Origin of the sequence: uncultured Bradyrhizobium sp. (assembly GCF_964252615.1) — a bacterium.
Taxonomy (GTDB): domain Bacteria; phylum Pseudomonadota; class Alphaproteobacteria; order Rhizobiales; family Xanthobacteraceae; genus Bradyrhizobium.
Genome location: NZ_CAXUNQ010000060.1, coordinates 1 through 26,781, shown reverse-complemented (window position 1 = coordinate 26,781; position 26,781 = coordinate 1). Strand labels below are relative to the sequence as shown.

Below are 26,781 nucleotides of genomic sequence, written 5' to 3'. Positions count from 1 at the left end.
GCCGGGCGTCACCCCGCCGATGGCATCGCAGCACTACGTCGACCACGGCTACTGCGAGCATCGCGCCACCACCTCGTTCGATGCGCTGGAATATCTTGCGTCGAATCCTGACCTGATTTCGCCCGGTGTCACCGAGGCGATGGCATTGCAGCATTACGTCGGCCATGGGTACTTTGAGCATCGGGTCACTACCTCATTCGATGCGCTGGAATATCTTGCGTCGAATCCCGACTTGATTTCGCCGGGCGTCACCGTAGCGATGGCATTGCAGCACTATGTCGATCACGGATACTTTGAGCATCGCGCCACTAAGTCGTTCGATGCGCTCCAGTATGTTGCAAATTATCAGGATCTGAGCGCTGCTATCGGGCCCAACAACCCGACTGCTGCGGAACAGCATTACGTGAGCCACGGGCTGAGCGAGGGCCGGACCGACCAAAAGCCCGTCATCAACGGAGACGGCGGCAATAACGTCCTAGTCGCGAAGAATGGGGCGATCATGACCGGCGGCGCCGGGAGCGATGCGTTCGTATTCAGTTCGTCGCTGCTGACGCCAGCTACCGTCACCGACTTTGCCGTCGGGACCGATCATCTTCAGATATCGGCTTCAGCATTCGGACACGGGCTGACACCGGGCGGCACCGCGCCCTTAGTGGCGGCCGCGGCCCCGGGAATCGCAACGCACGCCGGATCCGACGGTTATTTCATCTTCGACAACGCCAACACGGTCTGGTGGGACCCGACCGGCGGCAGTGGCGCCGACGCCCTTGCTCTAACCAAGCTCACCGGCGTCGGCGCGCTCCACGCATCGGACTTTCTTCTCGCGTGATCATCGACGGTGAGATCGCCGACTCCGGCCCGACGCGCAGTGCCTTTTGCCGCATACGCCTATAGCAGAATCGCTCTCCCGACGCAGGCTCGCCGTCTCACCGTTCGTCTGCGATAACCTTGCCGTCGTTCGGAAGCGATCCGACAGGGACCAGGTCGACGGCCCCACCGAGTTTGGCGACGCCGCGCAAGGTCGCGGCGACCGCTTCCTGCAAGTCGGCGTCCGAAGCTGCGGTCTCAGCCTTGAGAGTCATCAGGTCGGTTTCGCCTTGACGCGTGACGACCAGACGTAGCCGTCCCAATTCGGGATGCCGCTTGCCGATTTCGGCGATCTGTTCCGGCCGCACGAACATGCCCTTGACCTTGGTGGTCTGGTCGGCACGGCCCATCCATCCCTTGATGCGCATGTTGGAGCGCCCGCACCGGCTTGGGCCGGGCAGGGCGGCCGTGAGGTCGCCGAGCGCAAGACGAATCCATGGGTGATGCGGGTCGAGCGAGGTGACGACGATCTCGCCGACGTCGCCGTCAGACACCGGATCGCCGGTGCCCGGCTGCACGATCTCCAGAATCAGGTCCTCGTTGACGACCATGCCCTCGCGCGCCGACGTCTCGAATGCGATCATCCCGAGATCGGCGGTGGCGAAGGCCTGGTAGGCATCGACGCCGCGCGATTTGATCTCATCCTGAAGCGATTTCGGAAACGCAGCGCCGGACACCAGCGCACGCTTGATCGAGGACACATCGCGCCCGGCGCCATCGGCCGCATCCAGCAGGATTTTGAGGAAATCCGGCGTGCCGCTGTAACCGACCGGACGATATGCTTCGACCAGTTCGAATTGCGCTTCGGTATTGCCGGGGCCGGCCGGGATCACCGCGCAACCGAGTGCGCGCGCGGAGGTGTCGAAAATGAATCCCCCGGGCGTCAGGTGATAACCGAAGGTGTTCAGCAGCACGTCGCCGGGCCGGAAGCCCGCCGCAAACAGCGCCCGCGCGCCGCGCCAGGGATCGGCGCGGTTGGACTCAGGCTCGAAGATCGGGCCCGGCGAGGTGAACAGCCGTCCGAACGAGCCGGGGGAACCGGCGACAAAGCCGCCGAACGGCGGCGCGGCCTTATGCAGGGCAGGCAGCTCCGATTTGCGCAAGACCGGCAGGCGCGCCAGCGCGGCGCGGCTGGTGACGGCGGCGGGGTCGAAACCGGTAAGACGCCCGGCGTAGGCCGGTGCTTCCATCGCCTTGCGCAGGATACCGGGCAGGCGCGAAAACAAATCCACCTCGCGTTCGGCGGGCGGGCGTGTTTCGAGGGCGTCATAGTGGTGGGTCATCGGCAGTCTCTGGTTTCAGCTTGTCAGGGCCGGGACAAGCCCGACTGGATTGGCACATCTCGTCATAGGCGGGCTTGACCCGCGTATCCATCACCTTTGGTGAGACCCTTTAAAGGATGGATTGCCGGGTCGAGCCCGGCAATGACAATGAGATGTATGCATCCGGTAGCGACCAGCCAGGCCATGACCACGATTAGCTCATAACCACCGCTTCCGTCGCTTGAAGCTTTTCAGGTTCTTGAAGCTCTTGCGCTGGTCCCCGGCGCCGCCCAGGTAAAACTCCTTCACGTCCTCGTTGTCCCGCAGTTCGCCGGCGCTGCCGTCGAGAACGACCTTGCCTTGTTCCATGATGTAGCCGTGGCTCGCGACGGAAAGTGCCGCGCGCGCGTTCTGTTCCACCAGCAGGATGGTGACGCCGAGATCGCGGTTGATCTCCCGGATGATCGCGAAGACTTCCTTGACCAGCAATGGCGACAATCCCATCGACGGCTCGTCCATCAGAATCATCTTCGGGCGCGCCATCAGCGCGCGGCCGATCGCCAGCATCTGTTGCTCGCCGCCGGACAGGTAACCGGCGAGGCCGGTGCGTTCCTTCAGCCGCGGAAAATACCGGAAAACCATGTCGATATCGGCGCCGACCTCGTCGTCGCTGCGGGTGAAGGCGCCGAGCCGCAGGTTTTCCAGCGACGTCATGTCGGAAATAATGCGGCGGCCTTCCATCACCTGAAAAATGCCGCGACGCACGATCTTGTTCGGATCGATGCCGTTGATCCGTTCGCCGTTGAAGATGATTTCGCCGCGCGTAACTTCACCGTCCTCGGTCCTCAGCAGCCCGGAGATCGCCTTCAGCGTCGTCGATTTGCCGGCGCCATTGGCGCCGAGCAAAGCGACGATCGCGCCCTGCGGCACGTCGAGGCTCAAGCCGCGCAGCACCAGGATGACGTCGTCGTAGACCACCTCGATATTGCGCACGCTGAGGAGGGGCGCGGAAACCGGCACTGCCGGCGTGCGGACGATTTCGGCTGCTTCAGTCATGTTTGCTTCACGTTCATCGCCGGCTTCACGACTCGTCATGCCCGGCCGTGTGCCGGGCATCCACGTCTTTCCTGTTTGCTCGTTTCAAGACGCGGATGGCCGGGACGAGCCCGGCCATGACGGCGCTTTCTCGTTCACCACCCGAACCATTCCGGCTTGCGCGGCAGCTCGACGGTCTTGACCTTTTCGAGCTTGATGGTGCCCTTGTTCATCAGATCGTTCACGTCGCCATCGGTCGGGCCCGATACTTTCGAGCGGTAGAGATCGACCTTGGTGGTGGGGCGATGATCCTTGTCGGTCCAGGTCGAGGCGTTGCACACGCCATCCATGCCGGCCGGTACCCAATCCTTCTTCTGATGGAAACCCTTCGCGACGTTTTCGCCGGTCGCGCCGCCGTTCTTGGTCGCCCAGTCGAGCGCTTCCTTCATATACAGCGCGGTGCAGACCGCGGCGACGTAATGCACCGGGCGATAAACCTTGCCGGTGGGATCGGACATTTTCGAGATTTCCATAACGGTCTTCATGCCCGGCGCATTGCCGCCCCAGGCGACCGCCGTGCGCAGCGGGAAGATCACGCCGTCGGCGGCGTCGCCGGCGGTCTTGGCGGCATTCTCATCCATGCCCCAGACGTTGCTGAGAAACTGGATATCGACGCCGGCCGTCTTGCACGCTTTCATCACCGAGATATTGGAAGCGGCGGTGTTGCCGAGATAGGCATAGTTGGCGCCCGCGCTCTTCAGACTGAGGCACTGCGCGCTGTAGTCGCCCGGCGCCAGCGCAAACACCAGCGGCGGCAATACGTCGAAGCCGAGCTCGGTGGCGAGAGCTTCGCCAGCCGCCTTCGGTGCATTGGGGTAGGGATGATTGGCGCCCATGTGCACGAATTTCGGCTTGCCCGGTTTGCCCTTGGTCTTCCAGTCCTCGGCCGCCCAGGTCAATTCGGCGCGCAGCGCGTCCGAATAGCTCGGACCGTAGAAGAAATTATACGGCGCGGGCTTGGCCTTGCCGCTGGTACCTTCCGGATCGGTCAGCGCTGCTGCATAGGAGCCGGAAATGTCCGGGATCTTGTCCTGCGCCAGGAAGCCGGTCAGCGCCTCGGTATCGGCGGTGCCCCAACCCATGATCGCCGCGACCTTGTCGCCGCCGGACCATTTCTTGTACAGAGCGATCGCGCGCGGCACCTGATAGCCATAGTCGTTGGTGTCGACGTTGAGCTGCTTGCCGCCCACGCCGCCGTTCTTGTTGACCCAGGCCAAGGTATCCGCAACGCCCTGTCCATAGGGGGTGCCGACGTCCGAGGTGCCGCCGGAATAATCCGCCAGATGGCCGATGGCGATCTGCGCCTGAGCGCCGGCCGCGGCGCCGCTGATCAGCAGCGCCAGCGAGGCGGTGGTGAATAGAGATTTCATCGTCATGAACAATTTCCTCCGGTTCTTTTGTTAAGGTCTATTGTAGTCGGTTGCGCTGCAAGCTCAATGCGAAAACGGGTAGAGTTTCCAGTAGGTCTTGATCTGCCGCCAGCGGTGCGCCAGCCCGTCGGGCTCGAACACCAGAAACAGAATGATGATCAGTCCGATCGCAATCTCGCGCAGGAAAGTGATGTTGGTGTTCAGCGACAGCGCCTTGTCGACCGCGCTGCCTTTCAGCCCCGCGCTGATCCATTCCATCGATTCAGGCAGCAGCACGACGAAAGCGGTGCCCATCAGCGTGCCCATCACCGAGCCGGTGCCGCCGATGATGATCATCGCCAGAAACAGGATCGAGCGTTCGATGCCGAACCCCTCATTCGAAACCACCAGCTGGTAGTGCGCATAGAGCGCACCGGCGATGCCGGCGAAGAAGGCGGCCAGGCCGAACGATAGCGTGCGGTATCGCGTCAGGTTGATGCCCATGATCTCCGCGGAGAGATAGTGGTCACGGATCGCGACCAGCGCGCGTCCGTCGCGCGTCCGCATCAAATTGGTCACGAGCAGATAGCTGACCAGCAGATAGGCCAGCACGACATAGAAATACTGCCGGTCGCCGCGGAAGGTATAGCCGAAGATCGAGAACGGAGCGGCGGATGCCGGTACCGAACCACCCGAGAACCAGTCGGCGCGCGAAAAAAAATCGAGCAGGATGTATTGTGCAGCCAGTGTCGCGATGACGAGGTAGAGTCCCTTCAGCCGCGCCGCCGGCAGGCCGAAGATCAGGCCGACCAGCGCGGTGACGACGCCAGCCAAGGGAATCGCGAAGAATACCGGGATCGGCAAGGTATTCGACAGATAGGCCGAGGTGAAGGCGCCGAGCAGAAAGAACGCGGCATGGCCGATCGAGATTTGCCCGGTGAAGCCGACCAGGATGTTCAAGCCAAGCGCCGCGATTCCATAAATCCCGATCTGGATCAGGATGCTCAGCCAGTAGGCGCCCAGCACCTGCGGCGCAAAGCAGATCAGGACGATGCCGACGATCGCCGCGTTGCGGCTCGCGGTGGTCGGAAAGATCGTGGTGTCCACCGCATAGGAGGTGCGGAAGTCGCCGGCGGGAATGAGGTTCTGACCAGCCATGGTGGATTATACCCGCTCGATGTCTTTGGTGCCGAACAGGCCATACGGCTTGATCATGAGGATGATGATAAGAACATAGAACGGCGCAATTTCGTAGAGATTGCCCCAGTGCAGATATTCGCTGTCGATATATTGCGCGACGTTTTCCAGTAGTCCGATGATGATGCCGCCAAGCACCGCGCCGCCGATCGAATCGAGGCCGCCGAGGATGGCCGCGGGAAATACCTTGATGCCGTAGGCCGACAGCCCCGACGATACGCCGTTGACGACGGCGACCACCACTCCGGCCACCGCCGAGACCGTCGCCGAAATCGCCCAGGCGATCGCGAACACGCTTTTGACGGAGATGCCCAATGACTGCGCGACCTGCTGGTTGAAGGCGGTGGCGCGCATCGCGAGGCCATATTTGGAGACCCGGAAGAACCAGGCCATGCCGATCATCATCGCCACCGAGACCACCAGGCTCATGACGTAAACGGTCTGGATCTGAAGCCCTAGAAAATTCACCGATTGGCTGGTGAACACGCGTGGGAACGGCTGCGGGTTGACGCCGAAAATCCATTTCAGCGACGCCTGGAACACTTCCGACAGCGCGATGGTCACCATGATCACCGAGATGATCGGCTCGCCGATCATCGGCCGCAGCACCACGATCTGGATCGCGATGCCGAAGGCGAACATGAACACCAGCGTCAGTGGCATGCCGACGTAAAACGGCACCTGATATTTGGTCAGCAGCGCCCAGCACACCCAGGCGCCGACCAGCAGCAGTTCGCCCTGGGCGAAATTCACCACCTGAGTCGCCTTGTAGATCAGCACGAACGACATGGCCACCACGCCGTACAGCGTGCCGACCACGAGGCCGTTGACCAGAAGCTGGATCAGGAAGGCGGTGTTCATGCTGTTGCGACCCGATTGGTGATCGTGGCGGTACGAGACCCAACGTTCGTCATGCCCGGCCCTGTGCCGGGCATCCACGTTTTTCTTCCCTGGAGCCTGAGAGAAGGCGTGGATGGCCGGGACAAGCCCGGCCATGACGGCGGTAGAGTCGACGGGTAAACAATCATTCCGCCGCCTCCTGCGCCGCCGCATCCCGCGCCAGATCGACCACCTTGAGCGTGGTACGGATACGTTGGGTGGTGCCGTCCTGAAAGCGGATCACGGTATCGATGGGAATATTGCGCTCGCCGCCGTAGATGGCGTCGATGATGGAGGCGTATTTTTCGTTGATGACGCTGCGGCGCACCTTACGGGTACGGGTGAGTTCGCCGTCGTCGGCATCCAGTTCCTTGTAGAGCAGCAGGAACCGCGAGATGCGTTGCGCCGTCGGCAGCGTGGCGTTGACCGTCTCGACTTCCTTGCGCAGCAAGGCATAGACCTCGGGCCGCGAAGCGAGATCGGTGTAGGTCGTGAACGAAATCCGGTTCTTCTCCGCCCATTTCGAGATGATCGAGAATCGGATGCAGATCATCGCCGCCAGCGTCTCGCGGCCGGCGCCCAGCACCACCGCCTCGGCGATATAAGGCGAGAACTTCAGCTTGTTCTCGATGTATTGCGGCGAGAAGCGCTCGCCGCGCGCGGTTTCCGCCAGATCCTTGATGCGATCGATCACGACGAGCTGCTTGTTGGCATTGAAATAGCCGGCGTCGCCGGATTGCATCCAGCCGTCCTTCATGTCGGCGGTGGAAGCTTCCGGGTTCTTGTAATAGCCGAGGAACATATTGGGGTGGCGCACCACGATCTCGCCGACGCCGTGAATATCGGGATTGTCGATGCGGATATCGATGCTGTCGGCCATCTTCACGCCGGTGGTGTCGGGATCGACCTCGCCGGCTGGATGCAGCGTGTAGGCGCCGAGCAGTTCGGTCTGGCCATACAGCGTGCGCAGGGGCACGCCCATGGCCCGGAAGAACTTGAATGTGTCCGGACCCAGCGCGGCGCCTCCGGTCGCGGCCGAACGCAGCCGCGTAAAGCCGAGCCGGTCGCGCAGCGCCCGGAACAGCACCGTATCGGCGACCGCGGAATGCTTGCCCTTTGCCAGCGCCGACAAGCCGGTCTTCATGCCGAGTTCGTACAGGCTCTGCTTGAGCGGCGAGGCATCCATCACCCGCGCCCGTACGTCGGCGGCGATGCCTTCCCATACCCGCGGCGCGAACAGCACGAAGGTCGGCGCGATCTCGCGGAAATCGTTCATCATGGTGTCCGGCTGCTCGACGAAGTTGACCTTCATCCGGCAAAGCAGGCCTTTGCCGAGTACGTAGACCTGTTCCATGATCCACGGCAGCGGCAGCACCGAGACGTACTCGTCGTCCGGTCCTTTCGGATCGACGTTAAGGTAGGTCGCGCAATGCCGCAGCACGCGGCCGGCGGCGAGCATCGCGAGCTTCGGGTTGGAGGTAGTGCCGGAGGTGGTGCAGAGGACCGCGACATCTTCACTGCTGGTCGCGTCAACCAGCCGGTCATAGAGATCGGGTTCGCGCGCGGCGCGATCGCGCCCCAGCGCGGCGAGCTTGTCGGCTTCCATCAGGCGCGGATCATCGTATTTCCGCATGCCGCGCGGATCGGAATAAACGATGTGCTTCAGGTTCGGCACGCGCTCGGCAAGCGCCAGCAGCTTGTCGACCTGTTCCTCGTCCTCCGCGAATACCAGCCGGGCCTCGCCGTAGCTCAGGAGATAGGCGGCTTCCTCGTCCAGCACGTCGCGGTAAAGGCCCAGACTCATGGCGCCGATGGCATGGGCGGCGATTTCGGCCGACACCCAGTCCGGCCGGTTGTCGCCGATGATGCCGATCACGTCGCCTTTGCCGAGGCCCAGTTCGGTCATGCCGAGCGCGAAGTCATGCACCCGCCTCTGATAATCGTTCCAGGTGAACACGCGCCACAGGCCGAGGTCCTTTTCGCGCAACGCGATCTCGCCGCCGTGTTCCTTGGCGTTGAGGCGCAGCAGTTTTGGATAGGTGTCAGCCTGAGCGACGCGGCCGGCGTAGTCCATCATGCCGCAGTCTCCGCGGGTGCCGGAGTGTCGTCGGGATCGACCAGCACCTCGTCTTCCTCGCCGAGATAGGCGCGTTTGACATGCGGATCGGCGAGTACCGACGCCGGATCGCCCTCGGCGATCTTGCGGCCGAAATCCAGCACCATCACGCGGTGGGATATGTCCATCACCACGCCCATGTCGTGCTCGATCATCACCACCGTCATGCCGAACTCCTCGTTGAGATCGACGACGTAGCGCGCCATGTCCTCCTTTTCCTCGAAATTCATGCCGGCCATCGGTTCGTCGAGCAGGATCAGTTGCGGTTCCAGCGCCATCGCGCGCGCGAGTTCGACCCGTTTGCGCAGGCCGTAGGACAGGGTGCCGGCGGTGGCCTTGCGCACCGACTGCAGATCGAGGAAGTCGATGATCTCCTCGACCTTGCGACGGTGCTCGAGTTCCTCCTTTCGCGCGCCGGTCAGCCAGTACAGCGACCCGGTGATGAAATTATTCTTCAACAAATGATGGCGCCCGACCATGATGTTGTCGAGCACGCTCATGTGGTGGAACAGCGCGAGGTTCTGGAAGGTACGGCCGATGCCGAGCGAGGGGCGGGCATTGGGATTGAGCGCGGTGATGTCGCGGCCGTGATAGAACAGGTGGCCCTCGGTCGGCTTGTAGCGGCCGGAAATGCAGTTGACGATCGAGGTCTTGCCGGCGCCATTGGGGCCGATGATCGAAAACAGTTCACCGTCGTTGACGCCGAACGACACATCGCTCAGCGCGCGCACGCCACCGAAGCGCAGTGACACCCCGCGCACTTCCAAAGCGTGTTCCAAGCCCTTCCCTCCGTTAGCGCGTATGCCCCGAGATCAACCCGGTTCTTTGCGGCCGGTCAACCCGTCTGCTTATACCATAGTGCCGGTTGCCCCATCCCACCACGTCATGCCCGGGCTTGGCCCGGGCATCCAGGTCTTCCTTTGCCGGCGCTCGAGACGCGGAGGGCCGGGGCAAATCCGGCATGACGATCGAGCGGGCGGGGTCACACCTCCAGCCATTCTTTGCGCACGGCCTGGTTGTCTTTGAGATCGGCCGGCGTGCCTTCGAATACGATGCGGCCATGGCCCATTACGTAGAGCCGGTGCGAAATCCGCATGGCGATCGACAGCTTCTGCTCTACCAGCAGGATGGCGACCCCGCGGCGGGCGATTTCGGCGATGAGGTCGCCGACCTGCTGCACGATGATCGGCGCCAGCCCTTCGGTCGGTTCGTCGATCATGACCAGTTCCGGGTCGCCCATCAGGGTGCGGCAAATTGTCAGCATCTGCTTTTCGCCGCCGGACATCACGCCGGCCGCCGTATCGGCGCGCGCGGCGAGGTTGGGGAACATCTGCAGCATGTCGTCCAGCCGCCACTTACCGGGCTTCTTCGGGTCCTTGATGCCGAGCATCAGGTTCTGCCGCACGGTGAGGCCGGGGAAGATGTCGCGATGTTCCGGTACATAGCCGAGGCCCAGATGCGCGATCTTGTAGCTCGGTAATCCTGCGATATTGCCGCCCTTGAACAGAATGGTCCCCTGCGGCGGCACCTCGCCCATGATCGCCTTGACCGTGGTGGAGCGGCCAACCCCGTTGCGGCCCAACAAGCTGACCACTTCGCCGGCGTCGATGTGCATGTCAACGCCTTGCAGGATGTGGCTCTTGCCGTAATAGGCGTGCAGATCCCTGACTTCCAGCATCAGGCCGCCTCCTCGCCGAGATAGGCTTCCTTGACTTTGGCATTGCCGCGGATTTCCTCCGGAGTTCCGGACGCGATGATCTGGCCGTACACCAGCACCGAAATACGGTCGGCAAGGCCGAACACGACGCTCATGTCGTGCTCGACGATCAGGAGGGTACGGCCTTCGGTGAGGCGGCGGATCAGCGCCACCGCACGCTCGGTCTCGGCATGGCTCATACCTGCGGTCGGCTCGTCCAGCAGGATGACGTCCGCGCCACCGGCCACGGTAATGCCGATCTCCAGCGCGCGTTGTTCGGCGTAGGTCAGCAGGCCCGCAGGCACGTCGCGCCGCTGGGTCAAGTTAATGTCCTGCAGAATACGCGCGGTGCGATCGCGCACTTCCGGCAGATTGTCGATGTTCTTCCAGAACGCATAGCGATGGCCGGCCGCCCACAGCACGGCGCAGCGCAGGTTTTCCCACACGCTCATATTGGCGAAGACGTTGGTGACCTGAAAGCTGCGCGACAGTCCCCTGCGGTTGATCTGGTAGGGCGGCAGGCCGGAGATCACTTCATCCCGCAACAGGATGCGGCCCGTCGTCGGCATCATGTAGCCGCTGATCAGATTGAACAGGGTGGATTTTCCGGCGCCGTTCGGTCCGATCAGAGCGTGGCGTTCACCCTGCGCCACCGTCAGATTGACGTTGCGGATGACCTTGGTGATGCCGAAGCTTTTCTCGACGCCGCAAAGTTCGATCGCAGGGCTCATGCGGCGATACCTTTTTCACGCGCGCCGCTGCTGGCGTCGTCCCAGGCGTGTCCGACCCAGGTCCAGGTCTTGCGTGCCATCAGGAATCCCCCGATCAGCAGAACCGCCGCCATCGCCCAGACATAGCGGCTCGCCGCGTCGAAACTGACGCCGAACGCCTTGATATGGGAGTCGTCGCCGGGGTTGACGGTGTAGTGCACGATGGTTTCGATCGCCAGAATGAGGCCCGCGATCATCGCCAGCGTCGGCACGAAGGCGACCGTGTAACTCGGTACCATCCTGGTCAAGGTGCCGGCCTTCAGCAGCGGACGATGCATCATCAACAGTCCGGTGATGCCGCCGGGCGCGAACACCACCACCGCGATGAAGATCAGCCCGAAATAAAGCTGCCATACCGGCGTCAAATCGCTGAGGCCCAGCGACAGAATCGTAACGAAGATCGCGCCGACGATCGGGCCGATGAAGAAGCCGACCCCGCCGATATAGGTGGCGAACAGCACCGTACCCGACTGCACCGCGCCGAGATAAGCCGAATTGGCGATCTCGAAATTGATGGCGGCAAGCGCGCCGGCGATGCCGGCGAAAAATCCGGAGAAGCAGAAGGCGAGATAACGCACGACGTGCGGATCGTAGCCGACGAACTGCACGCGCTCGGGATTGTCGCGCACGGCGTTGCACATGCGCCCCAACGGCGTACGGGTCAGCGCGTACATGGCGATGACGGCGATCAGCGTCCATCCCGCGACCAGGTAATAAATCTGGATCTGCGGTCCGAAGCTCCAGTCGAACAGGCGCAGCAATTTGGTGCGGTTGGCGGAGATGCCGGCCTCGCCGCCGAAGAACGAGCGCAGGATCAGCGCCGAGGAGGCCACCAGTTCTGCGACGCCGAGTGAGATCATCGCAAACGCCGTGCCGCTGCGCTGGGTGGAAACCCAGCCGAGCAGCATCGCGAAGACGAGCCCGGTCAATCCGCCGACCAGCGGGACGACGGGCAGGGGGACCGGCAGCTTGTTGGCGCCGATGATGTTGATGGCGTGGATGACCAAAAAACCGCCGAGGCCGTAATACACCGCATGCCCGAACGACAGCATGCCGGTCTGGCCGAGCAGAATGTTGTAGGACAGGGAGAAGATGATAGAGATGCCGATCAGGCTGAAGGTGGTCAGCGAGCCGCCCGAGGAGAAAATCTTCGGCAGCAGCAGCAGCACGGCCGCGGCCGCGATCCAGAGCCCGTAGAATTTGAGCCTTTCGGCCGCGGCCGGGAGCGGAGGAGCAACGCTGGATGTGGTCTCGCTCATGTGTCGCGCGTCCCGAGCAGGCCCATCGGGCGGAAGATCAGGATCAGCACCAGCAGCAGATAAGGCATGATCGGCGCGATCTGCGCCACGGTAACGCCCCAGATGTCCGAAAGCCACGTCGTCGCGTAGGCAGGGCTGAGCGGGCCGAACGCGCCGGCCAGCGAGCCGTTCATCGAGACCGCGAAGGTCTGGATCAGGCCGATCAGGAGCGAGGCGATAAAGGCGCCAGGCAGCGAGCCCAGCCCGCCGACCACGACCACCACGAACAGGATCGGCCCGAGCAGTCCGGCCATGTTGGACTGCGTCACCAGCGCCGGACCGGCGATCACGCCGGCGACCGCCGCGAGCGCGGTGCCGACGCCGAACACCAGCATGAAGATGCGCCCGACATTATGCCCGAGATGGCCCACCATGTGCGGATGCGTCAGTGCGGCCTGCACGATCAGGCCGATGCGCGTCTTCTTCAGCGTGACCAGCAGGCCGGCGAAAATCGCGATCGACACCAGCAGCATGAACATCTTGTAGGCGGGATAGTTGGTGGAGAAGATCGTGAACGCCGGAAAATCCAGCAATGACGGCACGCGGAAATCGACCGGGCTCTTGCCCCAGACGATCTGCACGATTTCCTCGATGGCGAACGCGAGCCCGAACGTGAACAGCAGTTCGGCGACGTGGCCGTTCTTGTGCACCCGGCGTAGCCCGAAACGCTCGACCGCGGCGCCGATCGCGCCGGCCAGCAACGGGGCGATCAACAGTGCCGGCCAGAAGCCGAACCATCGGCTGATCTGGAATCCGAAGAAGGCGCCGAGCATGTAAAAGCTCGCATGGGCGAAATTCAGCACGCCGAGCATGCTGAAGATCACGGTGAGGCCGCTCGCCATCAGGAACAGCAGCATGCCGAACAGCACGCCGTTGAGCGTCGATATGACGATCAGTTCAAGCATCGTGGTCCCGGGTCTATTTCACAATTCTGGAGTTCGTCATGGCCGGGCTTGTCCGGCCATCCACGTCTTTCGCGACAGGTGCTGGGGAAGTCGTGGATGCCCGGGACGGGCCCGGGCATGACGCTCTTTGTTGCCGTTCTCCGGACTAGTTCGGCCGTTCCATCTTGCAGGTGGTCGGAAGCATGGTCTGCGGAGTGTCGATCTTGGCGACCAGTTTCCAGCCCCAGCCGGTCTTCTCCTCGTCGAACGGTTCCTTCTCGGTCCGCTCGCCCAGCGAGGCAATGTACATCGGCTGGAAGAACTGGTGGTCCTCCTTGCGCATGATGCCTTTGCCGCCGTCGAACACTTCGAACTCCATGCCCTCGAGCGCCATCGCCACCTTGACCGGGTCCACCGATTTGGCCTTGTCGGCCGCCGCGGCGAACATCCGCATTTCGTTGACGGCACGAGGATAGATCAGGCTGAAGTCATATTTGGCGCGGATGGCCTTTTCGAATTCCTGCGACGGGGGATGATCGAGATTCGGAATGCCTTCGCCGATCGCGAACACCTGGTGGTTCAGGTTGGCCTGCTTGACGGCGGTGGGACCGCCGGTACCGCCGGCATAATAGGTAAACCAGTTCACCTTCAGCCCCGCGTCCGCGGCCGCCTTCAGCAGCAACGCGAAATCCTGACCCCAGTTGCCGGTCACCACGGTGTCGGCGCCGGACGCCTTGATCTTGGCGATGTAGGGCGCGAAGTCGGTGATCTTGAGCAGCGGATGCAGTTCATCGCCGACGATCTGGATGTCCGGACGCTTGGCGGCGAGCATGGATCTGGCGGTCGTGCGGACCGATTCGCCGAACGAGTAATCCTGGTTGATCAGGTAGACTTTCTTGATCGCCGGAACGGTCTTCATGTAGTTGGTGAGCGCCTCCATCTTGATGTCGGAGTTCGCATCCCAGCGGAAATGCCAGAAGCTGCACTTGGCGTTGGTCAGGATCGGATCGACCGCGGCATAATTGAAGTACAGCACTTCCTTGCCGGGATTGCGCTCGTTGTATTTGGTGACGAAATCCGACAGCGCGCCGGCGACCGATGAGCCGTTTCCTTGCGTGAGGTATCGCACGCCGGCGTCGATCGCCTTCTGCGCCTGGATCAGGCTTTCCTGCGGGTTGGTCTTGTTGTCGAGCGGAACGATCTCGACCTTCTTGCCCTGGATGCCGCCTTTGGCATTCACTTCATCGGCAAGGAACTGGAACGTCTTCAAGCCGACTTCGCCAACGCTGGCGCCGCCGCCCGACAACGGGTCGATGTAACCGATCTTGACGGTCTCCTGCGCCATCGCTGCATTGCCGAACATCGGCAGCGTCAAGGCCGCAGCTAGCATGAGTTTACGCATGTATTCCTCCCTGGATTTGCCTTTTCTACGGTCTTGTTGGAAAGCAGGCGCAGAAGCGGCTGAAGTCTCAGCCGCCCCGGCGATCCGCCTTGATGTGGCGCGATTGTGGTCCAAGGCGGCGTAACCCGCAAGTCTGGGGTGCCAGCCCAAATTTGCTTGTATTAAGGATGCCATGATAAGGGGTTTTAACCGTTCGGCCTGCGTCCATAGGACCGAAAGTCGCGGGCCGGCCCAGCGCAATGTAATGGGGTTGTCAGTCATCCGGCGGCTTTCAGGCATCCTGGGCGCGTTGTTGGAGCGAATATGGTTGCCCAGGATTCGAAACGGCGCGTGGCGCTGATCACCGGCGTTACCGGCCAGGATGGCGCCTATCTTGCGGAGTACCTGCTCAGCCTCGGATATACCGTGCACGGCATCAAGCGCCGCTCGTCCTCGTTCAACACCGCGCGCGTCGACCACCTTTATGAAGACCCGCACGCCGGAAATGTGCCGTTCCTGCTGCACTACGGCGACATGACGGATTCGACCAACCTGATCCGGCTGATGCAGCAGATCAGGCCGACCGAAATTTACAACCTCGCAGCCCAAAGCCACGTTGCGGTCAGTTTCGAAAGCCCCGAATATACCGCCAATGCCGACGCGCTCGGCGTGCTGCGGCTGTTGGAGGCGGTCCGGATTCTCGGCATCGAGAAGGAAACCCGGTTCTATCAGGCTTCGACATCGGAACTGTACGGTCTGGTGCAGGAATCGCCGCAAAAGGAGACGACGCCGTTCTATCCGCGCTCGCCCTATGGCGTGGCCAAACTCTACGGCTACTGGATCACGGTCAATTACCGCGAGGCCTACGGCATATACGCCTCCAACGGCATCCTGTTCAACCACGAGAGCCCGATCCGGGGCGAGACGTTTGTGACCCGAAAAGTGACCCGCAGCATCGCGCGCATCGAAACCGGGCTGGAAGAGTGCCTCTATCTCGGAAACATCGATGCCAGGCGCGACTGGGGCCATGCCAGGGATTATGTCGAGGGCATGCACAAGATCCTGCAGGCGGAGGCGCCGGACGATTTCGTGCTGGCGACCGGCGAGACGCGCTCGGTGCGTGAATTCGTCGAAATCGCGTTCGCGGAAGTCGGCCGCGGCATCGAGTGGCGCGGCACGGGCATCGAGGAAACCGGCATCGACAGGAAGTCCGGCAAGACCCTGGTTCGCATCGATCCGCAGTACTTCCGGCCGACCGAGGTGGACGAATTGATCGGCGACGCCAGCAAGGCCCGCGCCAAGCTCGGCTGGCGGCCGAAGACAAGTTTTGCGCAACTGGTCAAGGAGATGGTGGCGGGCGATCTCGAGATTGCCCGGCGGGAGGCCGCCAATGGCAGGGCCCCCGATTGAGCTGAAAGGCAAGACGGTCTTCGTTGCCGGACATGGCGGCATGGTCGGCGGTGCGCTGCTTCGGCGGCTGGCATCGGAAGACGTGAAGCTGTTGACGATCGGGCGCAGCGAGCTCGACCTGCGGGATCAGGCCGCGGTCAACAAATGGTTCGCCGCCGAACGGCCGCAGGTGGTGTTCGTGGCGGCGGCGAAAGTCGGCGGCATCGTCGCCAACGATACGCTGCGCGGCGAATTCATTTACGAGAACCTGACCATCGCGACCAACATCATTCACGCCGCCCATGTCAATGCCGCCCGGAAGCTGATGTTTCTCGGTTCCTCCTGCATCTATCCGAGACTCGCGGCCCAGCCGCTGCGCGAGGATGCGATGCTGACGGGACCGCTCGAATCCACCAACGAGCCCTATGCGATCGCGAAAATCGCGGGGATCAAGATGGTCGAGGCCTATCGCAGCCAGTACGGCGACGACTTCATCAGTGTGATGCCGACCAATCTGTACGGACCCGGCGACAACTATCATCCGGAATACAGCCATGTGGTCGCGGCGCTGATCCGCCGGTTTCATCAAGCCAAGCTCAGCGGCGCCGCCAGCGTCGCGGTCTGGGGTACCGGCACGCCGCGCCGCGAATTCCTTTATGTCGATGACATGGCGGACGCCTGCATTCATCTGATGAAGAATTATTCGGGCGAGGAGTTGATCAACATTGGCAGCGGCGAGGATATCACCATCGCCGAGTTCGCGCGCGTGGTCGCCGCAACCGTCGGCTATGGCGGCGATATCAGTTTCGACACCTCGAAGCCGGACGGCACGCCGCGCAAATTGCTCGATGTCAGCCGTCTGGCGAAGCTGGGTTGGCGCCCGCGCACCCCGCTGCGGGACGGGATCAGGCTCGCCTATCAGTCCTATTTGAGTGAATCCAGGCAGGCGGCCGAGTGACTACCCGGCCGTGAGTTTGGCCGTGCTTGACCGCACCATGCCCGCAGGGCGGAGGCGTCACGTCAATCTGACTTCGATGCGGCGCGCGGCGCCGACCTGCCCAAGGTCACGGCCATCGCCGAAATCAGCGGCTTCATGAAGAACGCCTCGTTGGCGGGATAGATGTCGGTGCGCAGGCCATGCGATTTCAACTCTTCCGATACGACCGGACCGACCGAGGCGATCGGCGTGCGCGCCAGCCCGGCGCGCAACGGTTCCTCACATCCATGCGACCGGGCGACCTCGAACAGGCGGCGAACCTGTCCTGAACTCGTCAGCGCGATGGCATCGACGCCTCCCCGCGCCATCACGTCGACCGCGGCCACGATATGGGCGTCGGCGGCCTCGGCGTCGTAGACATAGGGCAACACCGGATCGACCTCGGCGCCCAGCGCTGTGATCGCATCGATCAGAGCGCTGTGATCTTTGTCGGGATAAAGCTGCAGCCCGACGCGGTGCCGCTTCAGACCGGCCCGCGACAGGATTTCGGCAATGCCCTCGGAGGTGGGCCGCTCCGTCGTGACCTGCGGCTCCAGTCCGATCTCACGTAGCGCGCGTCCCGGCTTCGGTCCACGCGCAAATTTCCGTGCCTTGCCGAGAGCCAGAATGAAGTTCTGCTCAGCGTCCATGCGCCGCGCCACCTTCATGAGCCGTCGCACGCCTTCGCCGGTCATCAGCACCAGATCGTCGCACGGCTGGTCGGCAAAACGCGTGATCCAGGCTTCGATCGGTGCGGGATCCGGCGCATCGCGGATGGCGAACATCGGGCATTGCAGCACATCCGCGCCCTGTTCCCTCAGCAGGCGGGAAAATTGCGCCTCCTCACGGGTTTCCAGAATCAGGATGCGATAGCCGTTCAGTCTGTCAGCCATGATGTACCCGCAATGACGTTTTAACGCTGGTCGCCTGTCGTTTGTTCGATTTGATGCCGCCGTCGGGATTGGCGCAAGGGTCTTGCGGATGATAGAGCAGGGCGCAAATCCGCGTTCCAGTTGAACCCGCTCACGACAAGCCAGCCCATGTCCGATCATCAATTCGTGTTGACGTTGTCCTGCCCCGACCGGCCCGGCATCGTATCCGCCGTGTCGACCTTCCTGGCCCACAACGGACAGAACATTCTCGATGCCCAGCAGTTCAGTGACGTCGAAACCGGGCATTTTTTCATGCGGGTGGTGTTCACCGCCGCCGATCTCGCGGTCAACCTGCCGGCGCTGCAGACCGGTTTTGGCGCGATTGCCGAGCGCTTCAAGATGGACTGGCAGATGCGTGACCGCGCCACTCGCCGCCGGGTGATGCTTTTGGTCTCCAAATCCGATCATTGCCTTGCCGATATTCTCTATCGCTGGCGCACCGGCGAACTGCAGATGATTCTCACCGCCATCGTCTCTAATCATCCGCGCGACACCTATAGCGGCCTGGATTTCGGCGACATTCCGTTCCATTACCTGCCGGTAACCAAGGAGACCAGGCGCGAGCAGGAAACCGAGATCTGGAACATGGTCGGCCAGACCGAAACCGAACTCGTGGTGCTCGCGCGCTACATGCAGATATTGTCCGACGAAATGTCGGCAAAGCTGTCGGGGCGGTGCATCAACATCCATCATTCGTTTCTGCCGGGGTTCAAAGGCGCGCGGCCCTACCATCAGGCGCATGAGCGCGGCGTCAAGCTGATCGGCGCCACGGCGCATTACGTCACCAGCGCGCTCGATGAAGGTCCGATCATCGATCAGGATGTCGAACGCATAAGCCATCGCGATACGCCGGACGATCTGGTTCGCAAGGGCCGCGATATCGAACGCCGCGTCCTGGCACGCGGGATGCGCTACCATCTCGAAGACCGGGTGATCCTCAACGGCCGTAAAACCGTGGTTTTCGTGGACTAACGGCGCCTTCGCGGACGGCGGACCGGGTTACGGCAGCTAGAAAATGACATGAGAACACTTGCTGGTTTCTTTCGAGGTCGTCCGCTTCGCATTGCATCCGCCTTCGTCGTGCAGGTCGCCGGGTCGGGACTGGCCTTCCTGTTCAGCATCATGCTGGCCAGACTCGTCGGCGTCGCCGGCGTAGGCCTGTATTTTCTGGCGATCACCATCGTCAATATCAGTGCGACGATTTCGCGCCTCGGGCTTGAAAGCGCCGGCCTGCGTTTTGCGTCCATCGCCCATAGCCGGGGCGACCGCGGCAGCTTGGCTGCGCTGTATCGAAAAAGCATGAGCCTTGCGTTCGGAGCGGGAATAGCCATCGCGTTCCCGGTCTGGCTGATCGGTTCGCATCTGTCGCTGGGCGGCGAGAAAGCGCCGGAATTCCGGGGCGAACTGCCTCTACTCGTCTTTGCCGTCGCCCCCGTTGCCGTGCTGGTCGTTCAGGCGGAATTTCTGAAAGCGGTCGGATCGACCGCGACCGGTACGTTCTCTCAGGCTGTCGTCCCGCCGCTGCTCCTGCTTGCCGGCAGCATCGTTCTCTGGTTCCTGGGTGCGGGAACGGTTCACGCCATTTTCCTGGCCTATGTGATCATCGCGTTCGTCTCGGCGCTTCTCGCCATTGCGATGTGGCATTGGCGGATGCCTGGAATTCGGCGCGAACGCGGCTCCTTCGATATGGGCCAGTTGCTGCGAACCAGCGTGCCGCTGCTGCTGGTGAACAGCATGAACCTGGTGCTGGGGTGGACCGACGTTCTGGTTCTCGGAATGTGGCGCGACGCCGCCGAAGTCGGCATCTACGGAATTGTCCTGCGTGTCGCCCTGCTCACGGCCTTCGTCCTGAGCGCAATCAATGTCGTGGTGGCTCCGCAGTTTGCCGCCCTGCATGCCGAAGGCAATGCCGCCGCGTTAAAGCGGCTGGCTCAACAGGGCGCCATGTGGACCTTGGCGGCGGCAGCTCCGGCGATCCTGCTTTTGCTGCTGGTGCCCGATTTGATATTGCAGCTTTTCGGTCCGCAATTCAAAGACGGAGCCGGGTCGTTGCGGCTCCTGGCTCTCGGTCAGCTGGTCAATGTCGCAACCGGCTCCGTTGCGGTTTTGCTGGTGATGACCGGCCACGAAAAGCTGATGCGAAACATCGTGGCCGCCTCCGCGGTGCTCAACCTCTTGGGCAACCTCGTTCTGGTCCCGCGTTACGGAGCGATCGGGGCCGCGGCCAGCACGTCGCTTTCGCTGGCCTTTATGAACGTTCTTTCCTGGTTCATGGTCAGGAAAATACTGCATATCAATGTTCTGGATTATGCCGCGCTGAGAAGCCCGCGGCGCGCCGGCGGATAATTTTCGCAGGGCGGCTGCCGGAAGCCGAGGCTGCACCCGCATGGTCGGGCCGGCATGACAAATCGAGTTGCAGAACCGATGGTATCCGGCGTATCGAAGGGCATGCGCGAAATGTTGACGAAGCATCTCAAGCGGCTTGAGGCCGAGTCGATCGAGATCATGCGCGAAGTGATCGCCGAGTTCAAAAATCCGGTGATGCTTTACTCGATCGGTAAAGATTCAAGCGTCATGCTGCATCTGGCCGTCAAGGCGTTTCATCCCGCCCCTTTGCCGTTTCCGTTGATGCACATCGATACGACCTGGAAATTCCGTGAAATGATCGTTTTCCGCGACCAGATCGTCAAGAAACTCGGCGTCAATTTGATTGTCTATGTAAATCAGGAAGGCCTCGCGCGCGGAGTCGGTCCGATCGCTTCGGGCTCGTCGCTGCACACGCAGGTGATGAAAACAGAAGCGCTGAAACAGGCGCTGGATCTTCATGGCTTCGACGCCGCCTTTGGCGGCGCCCGCCGCGACGAGGAGAAAAGCCGGGCCAAGGAACGGATCTTTTCCTTCCGTTCGCACAGTCATGCGTGGGATCCGCGCAATCAGCGGCCGGAGCTGTGGAATTTGTTCAATACGCGAATAGGCGCGGGCGAGACGATCCGCGTGTTCCCGCTGTCGAACTGGACCGAGCTGGACATCTGGCACTACATCATGCTCGAGAACATCGAGGTGGTGCCGCTCTACTTCGCCAGATCGCGCCCGGTGGTAAGGCGCGGCGGGACATGGATCATGGTGGATGATGAGCGCTTGCCGCTGCAGCCCGGCGAGCGGCCGCAACTGCGGGTGGTCAGGTTTCGTACCTTGGGCTGCTATCCCCTGACGGGCGCCATCGAGTCGGACGCCAATTCCTTGAAAGATATCGTTGCGGAAATGCGGATCGCGCGGGTGTCGGAGCGGCAGGGCCGCCTTATCGACACCGACGAGTCTTCGTCGATGGAAAAGAAGAAGCGTGAGGGCTATTTCTGATGCGTCCGTCTCATGCCGGGAGAGCCGGCAAAGAAACATGACGAGGGATCTTCTCCGCTTCATCACCTGCGGGTCGGTCGACGACGGCAAGTCCACCTTGATCGGACGGTTGCTGAACGATTCGCAGCTCATCCATGAAGATCAGCTTGTGACGCTGGCGGCAGACTCGGTGCGTCACGGCACCACGGCCGACGGTATCGATTTTGCGTTGCTCGTCGATGGACTGGAGGCCGAGCGCGAGCAAGGCATCACGATAGACGTAGCCTACCGTTTTTTCGCCACTGCCACGCGTTCGTTTATCGTCGCGGACACGCCGGGGCACGAGCAGTATACGCGAAACATGGCAACCGGTGCGTCCAATGCGGAGCTTGCCGTCATTCTGGTCGATGCCCGCAAGGGCGTTCTGGTTCAGACCAGGCGGCACTCGCTGATCTGCTCGCTGCTCGGCATCCGTCACGTCGTTCTGGCGGTGAATAAAATGGATCTCGTCGGGTACCGGGAGGAAACCTTCGAGCGCATTGCGCAGGATTATAAGGCTTTCGCGGCTCAACTCGATTTCAAGTCGGTTGTTCCGATCCCGATCTCGGCCAGGGTTGGCGACAACATTACGAGGCCGGGAGGGACGTCATGGTATCGCGGCCCGCTATTGCTCGACTATCTGGAGTCGATCGACGTCGAAGGTGTGGCGGTCGACCGGCCATTCCGTTTTCCGGTCCAGTGGGTGAACCGGCCGGACCCCGATTTTCGCGGCTATACCGGAACGGTGGCGTCCGGCTCGATCGCGACCGGAGATCCGGTGGTGGTGGCCGTATCGGGCCAGACCACTTCCATCAAGCAACTGCTGACTTACGAGGGCGCGCAGGCGTCAGCGCAGTCGGGAGACGCAATCACCATTACGCTGACCGATCAAGTCGACGTAGCGCGGGGCGATCTCCTCGTCGCCGAGGCATCGCGCCCCGAAGTGTCCGATCAATTCGCCGCGCACGTGATTTGGATGAGCGACCAGGCGCTCGTGCCCGGTCGATCCTATCTGGGACGTATCGGAACCAGGACGACCGCGATCACCGTAACCGGCATCAAGTACAAGCTCGACGTCAACACCCGCGAACATCTTGCCGCCCCGACCTTGGGACTGAACGATATCGGGGTCTGCAATCTCGCCACCGGCACCCCGGTTGCTTTCGATCCCTATCGGCAGAACCGCAAGACGGGCTGCTTTATCTTGATCGACCGTTCGACCAACCACACGGTCGGGGCCGGAATGATCGATTTCGGGTTGCGGCGCGGGGCCAATCTTCCCTGGCAGCCGCTGCTGGTGGGCAAGACGGAACGGGCGGCGCTAAAGCGCCAGCGCGCGGCGATCGTGTGGTTTACCGGTTTGTCCGGAGCGGGCAAATCGACCATAGCGAATATTGTCGAACAGCGCCTCCACGCGATGGGTTATCATACGATGATGCTTGACGGAGACAACGTCCGGCATGGGCTGAGCCGCGACCTCGGATTCACCGAAGCCGACCGCGTGGAAAATATCCGGCGATCCGGCGAGGCGGCCAAGTTGTTGACCGAAGCCGGCCTCATCGTGCTGTGCTCGTTCATTTCTCCCTATCGCGCCGAACGCATCGGCTTACGAGATCTGGTTGGCGATGGAGAATTTATCGAAGTCTACATCGACACGCCGCTCGAGGAATGCGTCAGACGCGATGCGAAAGGTCTGTACGCCAAGGCCAAAGCAGGCCTGATCAAGAATTTCACCGGTTTCGACGCGCCCTATGAAGCGCCGGCAACGCCGGAAGTCCACGTGCGAACGCTTCAGGAAACGCCGGACCAGGCGGCCCGGCGCGTAGTCGAGGCGCTGATGCGGCGGAAGATCATCAGCGGCGAGGGCGGCGGCGGACATTGACCGGCCGCTGGCGCATGATGGTCTAGCTCACGCCATCGCGCAGCCAAAGGAGTTGGTTTTTCCGGCAAAAATATCGGCAATGTTTTTGAGATGGCGGCTGGAGTCCCGCGACACGACGCCATCGTGAGATATCCGCAGCGGCTGTTCGTTCCGTTCGATCCATTCGAAATGGGTTGTCGCCAACAGGGCCGTCTGCAGCGCTTATGATCAGTGCCACCCGCCCGGTCAGCCATATATCGTCCTGGTCCGACAGGAAGATGTACGGATGCCGGGCCAGTGAAATGGCGCGGCTGAACGAATAGACCTCGCGCCGGTTGCAGTCGTTGACGCGAATCGCGATGCGCGGGTCGTTCAGGCGTTCGATGGCTTTCACGGTGCCATCGGACGCGCGCGGACGCTGCTTCCGGACAGCTCGACCAGCTTCGACGCCTGTTGCTCAAACCACGGCGGAATTTTATCATCGGTTGATCTTGCCGCTTGTTGCGAAACTCGGTGGGAAACTGGGCCTGTCAGTTCACAATCGGGTCACAAGATGTGCCTTTGGATACAGGTTACCGGCGCGTCGGGCTTTATCGGCCCGGCGATCGGCATGATGACTTCTGCGACCGCGCGCCGGGCATTGTGGGACCGGATCGGCCGGGAGCTTGTCGTGAGTTTGGCCAATCTGGAAAAAGCCGGGCGGGCGCCTCGAATCGAAACCAAAGCGGGTCTGCGTGCCATGGTGACGGCTGCGCGCGCCGGAGCGATTGAGAGATGAAGCGCGCGTTCGACGTCTTTGCCAGCGCCCTGTTCCTTCTGATTTGCTGGCCGCTCCTCCTTGTTATCATTGTTGCGATACGGCTCCAGAGTCCGGGTCCTGCGATCTTTGCCCAGGTTCGCGTCGGAAAAGGCGGCCGGCTGTTTACCTGCTACAAATTGCGGACGATGTATTCCGGAACCGCGAACCTGCCGACCCATCAGGTGCAGGCCTCATCGGTCACCGCGCTCGGCGAGCATCTCCGGCGTTTCAAGATCGATGAACTGCCGCAGCTTGGCAACGTACTGGTCGGCGATATGAGCCTGGTCGGTCCGCGGCCCTGCCTGCCGTCCCAGGTCGATCTCGTCGAAGCGCGACGGCGGTTGGGCGTTCTGGCAGTACGGCCCGGCATTACCGGACTTGCCCAGGTCAACGGCATCGATATGTCCGACCCGAGGCGTCTTGCAGAAATCGACGCGCAATATGTCCGGACACAAGGCCTTGTGGGAGATCTCAAGCTCGTCATCGCAACGCTACGGGGCCAGGGTGTCGGCGTCGATCAGATTGTTCGGTGACCCAGGCGAACGTGCCAGCGGCACCGCCTCAATAACGCGTCCGGTCTATTCGAACGTCGGACGGAACATCCTCGGGTTCCAGCCGAAATCCCGTTTGGCCGGCGAGCAATCGAATGTCATGTCCACCATCATCCGGGTTCCCATCGCGACATTCGCGCCTGGAAATAGCGGTTTTACGAAGCCAAACGCCGCTCGCCACAGCGGGGCCGGGACCGGAATGGTTCGCCGCGGCCGCCGCAACGCGTCGAAGATCCGGCCGACCATTTCCCGGTAGGTGAGGGTTTCGCCGCCCGGCAGCGAATAGAATTTGTTGGCCGCCAACCCGCTCGATGCTGCGGCGATGGCGCCGATGGCCAGATCCTCCGCATGCACCGGTTGACGTAAACCCGCTGCTCCGCCGACCGCCGGCATCACGCCGAAGCGCCTGATCAGCCGCGACAACGGGGTGATGTTCTGGTCGCGGCCTTCGGCATAAATCAGCGTAGGACGCAGTATAGTCCACTCGACGCTGTGCTGTTCGCAGGCCGCAACGATCTTTTGTTCGGCGTCGGCGAGATGTTGCCACATCTCGCGCTCTGCGACGATTTCACTGTCTATCTTCGTCAGAACGCTGGTCGAACTGAAGACGACGATCCGCTTCAATGAAGTGCTGAAGAGATAAGGCAAAGCCGCGGGCAGCAGAACGGCATCGGCAGTGCAATAAAGCGTGGTGAATGGCGGAAAATTCAGCGTTTCCGGTCGTCGCAGGTCGCCTTGAAGCCATACCACGCCGGCCTTGCTCTGCGGCATCCTCGACAACGCAAGTGGCCGCTCGCCCGCGAGGATGAGGTGTTCGATGATATAGCCGCCGACAACCCCGGTGGCGCCGATGACCAGGCTTTTCGCTGCCTGAGGCTCAATCCCCGTGGTCACTCCATTTACACTCGTCGTTGGCCTAGGTCTGGAACCCTACCTGCAGCGGCGCGTGGTGACGCGTTCCGTAAACAAAGTCGCCGGGACATGGTCTGTCGTCTATTCTGGAAAACGCCAAGGCCCTCTCATTGCACGGTCAGTGAACAGGGTCGAGTGAGGATGATGAATTTTTGTCGGGGTCCGCCTTCGGAGCCGCAGCCTCCATGCGCTTTCGCTCCCGCTCCTTCATGAACTCATCGTACTTGGCCGTGCCAGGCCGCGGCGGCGCGTCCGTCGGCAGGCCGCCAGCCCAATGCGGCATGTAGTCGCTCATCCCGGCCGCAAGGTAGCCGTTGATGGTGCCGCACCCGCCTAAGCTGGACGCGATTCCAGCGAGGACAACGAGAGCGTAAAACGAAAGCGGGGTTTTGGACATCGGCGGTAAATCGCGGCCTTACGCCTGAATCTTGAAACAGGTTGAAAACGGTCGGCCTCGCCGGGCAATTCAGTTACGCCATATTGCCGCCGGCGTTTCGATCGCGGAGCAATTATCTACCAATATAGTAAAATTGTTTGCTTCGGGTCCACGGCCAAGGACCTCATGCTAAAGGTATTTAAATACCTCAGCAAGACCGAGATTACCGACGGGCCTGGCAAGCCCATTGTCGCGATTGACAATAGGGCGTGGCTGCGACGCCATACCGCGCCGATATACGGCTGCAGAAATTCAGCTATGTTGACGGCAAGGGCCGGGGACTCGGCTTAAAGCAAGAGACCGATCAAGGGGAGAGCGTTGATGTTCATTCGTACTAGGATGTTGGTACTGGCCACGGCTGCGGCCGTCATCGCGGGCGGGTCGGCCCGTGCGCAGGAGGCCGTCAAGGTCGGCTTGATTCTGCCGATGACCGGCGGTCAGGCCTCGACCGGCAAGCAGATCGACAACGCCGTCAAGCTTTACATCCAGCAGCACGGCGACACGGTTGCCGGCAAGAAGATCGAGATCATCCTGAAGGATGACGCTGCCGTGCCCGACAACACCAAGCGGCTCGCACAGGAACTGATCGTCAATGACAAGGTCGCCATTATTGCCGGCTTCGGCGTCACGCCCGCGGCGCTGGCCGCGGCACCGCTGGCGACCCAGGCCAAGGTGCCGGAAGTCGTGATGGCGGCGGGCACCTCGATCATCACCGAGCGCTCGCCCTATATCGTGCGCACCTCATTCACGCTGGCG

General features: G+C 62.0%; 24 protein-coding genes and 1 pseudogene. 9 read left to right on the top strand and 16 right to left on the bottom strand.

Going from position 1 to position 26,781, the window contains the following annotated elements:
• Positions 1-829, top strand: a pseudogene (locus ACFE72_RS21470) (hypothetical protein); the annotation flags it as partial.
• 97 nt (positions 830-926) lie between these two features.
• On the opposite strand, the gene ACFE72_RS21465 reads toward ACFE72_RS21470, so the two are convergent.
• The 12 genes from ACFE72_RS21465 to ACFE72_RS21410 form a co-directional block, all read right to left on the bottom strand.
• On the bottom strand, positions 927-2,150 hold the full coding sequence (locus ACFE72_RS21465) for a phenylacetate--CoA ligase family protein (RefSeq protein ID WP_375415142.1): 1,224 nt from the start codon (positions 2,148-2,150) through the stop codon (positions 927-929).
• Positions 2,151-2,348: 198 nt separating this feature from the next.
• Entirely contained in the window at positions 2,349-3,185 is an 837-nt protein-coding gene (locus tag ACFE72_RS21460; protein WP_375415141.1) for an ABC transporter ATP-binding protein, read from the bottom strand.
• Positions 3,186-3,319: 134 nt separating this feature from the next.
• Positions 3,320-4,600 carry an ABC transporter substrate-binding protein gene (locus ACFE72_RS21455; RefSeq protein WP_375415140.1) on the bottom strand — a complete coding sequence of 427 codons (1,281 nt, stop codon included), beginning with the start codon at positions 4,598-4,600 and terminating at the stop codon, positions 3,320-3,322.
• A gap of 57 nt (positions 4,601-4,657) precedes the next feature.
• Complete coding sequence (locus ACFE72_RS21450; RefSeq protein ID WP_375415139.1) at positions 4,658-5,731, bottom strand: branched-chain amino acid ABC transporter permease; 1,074 nt, start codon at positions 5,729-5,731, stop codon at positions 4,658-4,660.
• Between the two features lie 6 nt (positions 5,732-5,737).
• A complete protein-coding gene (locus tag ACFE72_RS21445; RefSeq protein WP_375415138.1) occupies positions 5,738-6,631 on the bottom strand; it encodes a branched-chain amino acid ABC transporter permease in 894 nt (297 codons plus the stop codon).
• 163 nt (positions 6,632-6,794) lie between these two features.
• Entirely contained in the window at positions 6,795-8,726 is a 1,932-nt protein-coding gene (locus ACFE72_RS21440) for a long-chain fatty acid--CoA ligase (RefSeq protein ID WP_375415137.1), read from the bottom strand.
• The gene (locus tag ACFE72_RS21435; RefSeq protein WP_375415136.1) at positions 8,723-9,544 is read right to left on the bottom strand and encodes an ABC transporter ATP-binding protein; all 822 of its coding nucleotides are present in this window, start codon (positions 9,542-9,544) and stop codon (positions 8,723-8,725) included. The genes ACFE72_RS21440 and ACFE72_RS21435 overlap by 4 nt, the downstream gene beginning before the upstream one ends.
• 203 nt (positions 9,545-9,747) lie before the next feature.
• Complete coding sequence (locus tag ACFE72_RS21430) at positions 9,748-10,443, bottom strand: ABC transporter ATP-binding protein (protein WP_375415135.1); 696 nt, start codon at positions 10,441-10,443, stop codon at positions 9,748-9,750.
• Positions 10,443-11,192 (bottom strand): ABC transporter ATP-binding protein, encoded by a 750-nt coding sequence (locus ACFE72_RS21425; protein ID WP_375415134.1) that lies wholly within the window; start codon positions 11,190-11,192, stop codon positions 10,443-10,445. The genes ACFE72_RS21430 and ACFE72_RS21425 overlap by 1 nt, the downstream gene beginning before the upstream one ends.
• Positions 11,189-12,490, bottom strand: coding sequence for a branched-chain amino acid ABC transporter permease (locus ACFE72_RS21420; protein ID WP_375415133.1), 1,302 nt, complete (start codon positions 12,488-12,490; stop codon positions 11,189-11,191). The genes ACFE72_RS21425 and ACFE72_RS21420 overlap by 4 nt, the downstream gene beginning before the upstream one ends.
• Positions 12,487-13,434, bottom strand: coding sequence for a branched-chain amino acid ABC transporter permease (locus ACFE72_RS21415; protein WP_375415132.1), 948 nt, complete (start codon positions 13,432-13,434; stop codon positions 12,487-12,489). The genes ACFE72_RS21420 and ACFE72_RS21415 overlap by 4 nt, the downstream gene beginning before the upstream one ends.
• A 145-nt stretch (positions 13,435-13,579) precedes the next feature.
• The gene (locus tag ACFE72_RS21410) at positions 13,580-14,815 is read right to left on the bottom strand and encodes a branched-chain amino acid ABC transporter substrate-binding protein (RefSeq protein ID WP_375415131.1); all 1,236 of its coding nucleotides are present in this window, start codon (positions 14,813-14,815) and stop codon (positions 13,580-13,582) included.
• 303 nt (positions 14,816-15,118) lie between these two features.
• Here ACFE72_RS21410 and gmd point away from each other — a divergent pair, with 303 nt between their 5' ends.
• A complete protein-coding gene (gmd, locus tag ACFE72_RS21405; protein WP_375415130.1) occupies positions 15,119-16,204 on the top strand; it encodes a GDP-mannose 4,6-dehydratase in 1,086 nt (361 codons plus the stop codon).
• The gene (locus ACFE72_RS21400) at positions 16,185-17,141 is read left to right on the top strand and encodes a GDP-L-fucose synthase family protein (protein ID WP_375415129.1); all 957 of its coding nucleotides are present in this window, start codon (positions 16,185-16,187) and stop codon (positions 17,139-17,141) included. The genes gmd and ACFE72_RS21400 overlap by 20 nt, the downstream gene beginning before the upstream one ends.
• A 62-nt stretch (positions 17,142-17,203) precedes the next feature.
• Here ACFE72_RS21400 and ACFE72_RS21395 read toward each other — a convergent pair whose 3' ends face one another.
• Positions 17,204-18,052, bottom strand: coding sequence for a uroporphyrinogen-III synthase (locus ACFE72_RS21395; RefSeq protein WP_375415128.1), 849 nt, complete (start codon positions 18,050-18,052; stop codon positions 17,204-17,206).
• Between the two features lie 147 nt (positions 18,053-18,199).
• Here ACFE72_RS21395 and purU point away from each other — a divergent pair, with 147 nt between their 5' ends.
• The 4 genes from purU (at position 18,200) to cysN (ending at position 23,348) form a co-directional block, all read left to right on the top strand.
• Positions 18,200-19,063 (top strand): formyltetrahydrofolate deformylase, encoded by an 864-nt coding sequence (gene purU, locus ACFE72_RS21390; RefSeq protein ID WP_375415127.1) that lies wholly within the window; start codon positions 18,200-18,202, stop codon positions 19,061-19,063.
• Positions 19,064-19,111: 48 nt separating this feature from the next.
• Positions 19,112-20,437 carry an oligosaccharide flippase family protein gene (locus ACFE72_RS21385; RefSeq protein ID WP_375415126.1) on the top strand — a complete coding sequence of 442 codons (1,326 nt, stop codon included), beginning with the start codon at positions 19,112-19,114 and terminating at the stop codon, positions 20,435-20,437.
• A 111-nt stretch (positions 20,438-20,548) separates the two neighbouring features.
• A complete protein-coding gene (gene cysD, locus ACFE72_RS21380) occupies positions 20,549-21,448 on the top strand; it encodes a sulfate adenylyltransferase subunit CysD (RefSeq protein WP_375415143.1) in 900 nt (299 codons plus the stop codon).
• Between the two features lie 37 nt (positions 21,449-21,485).
• A complete protein-coding gene (gene cysN, locus ACFE72_RS21375) occupies positions 21,486-23,348 on the top strand; it encodes a sulfate adenylyltransferase subunit CysN (protein WP_375415125.1) in 1,863 nt (620 codons plus the stop codon).
• Positions 23,349-23,370: 22 nt separating this feature from the next.
• On the opposite strand, the gene ACFE72_RS21370 is transcribed toward cysN, so the two are convergent.
• The gene (locus ACFE72_RS21370; protein WP_375415124.1) at positions 23,371-23,721 is read right to left on the bottom strand and encodes a hypothetical protein; all 351 of its coding nucleotides are present in this window, start codon (positions 23,719-23,721) and stop codon (positions 23,371-23,373) included.
• A gap of 380 nt (positions 23,722-24,101) precedes the next feature.
• Between ACFE72_RS21370 and ACFE72_RS21365 the strand changes: the two genes are divergently transcribed.
• The gene (locus ACFE72_RS21365) at positions 24,102-24,659 is read left to right on the top strand and encodes a sugar transferase (RefSeq protein WP_375415123.1); all 558 of its coding nucleotides are present in this window, start codon (positions 24,102-24,104) and stop codon (positions 24,657-24,659) included.
• Positions 24,660-24,704: 45 nt separating this feature from the next.
• Here the strand turns inward: ACFE72_RS21365 and ACFE72_RS21360 are convergent, their stop codons facing one another.
• Together ACFE72_RS21360 and ACFE72_RS21355 are read right to left on the bottom strand one after the other, a co-directional pair.
• The gene (locus ACFE72_RS21360; protein WP_375415122.1) at positions 24,705-25,571 is read right to left on the bottom strand and encodes an SDR family oxidoreductase; all 867 of its coding nucleotides are present in this window, start codon (positions 25,569-25,571) and stop codon (positions 24,705-24,707) included.
• A 136-nt stretch (positions 25,572-25,707) separates the two neighbouring features.
• The gene (locus ACFE72_RS21355) at positions 25,708-25,986 is read right to left on the bottom strand and encodes a hypothetical protein (protein ID WP_375415121.1); all 279 of its coding nucleotides are present in this window, start codon (positions 25,984-25,986) and stop codon (positions 25,708-25,710) included.
• A 360-nt stretch (positions 25,987-26,346) separates the two neighbouring features.
• Between ACFE72_RS21355 and ACFE72_RS21350 the strand changes: the two genes are divergently transcribed.
• Positions 26,347-26,781: ABC transporter substrate-binding protein (locus tag ACFE72_RS21350; protein WP_375415120.1), on the top strand; the 435-nt coding region annotated here is incomplete at its 3' end.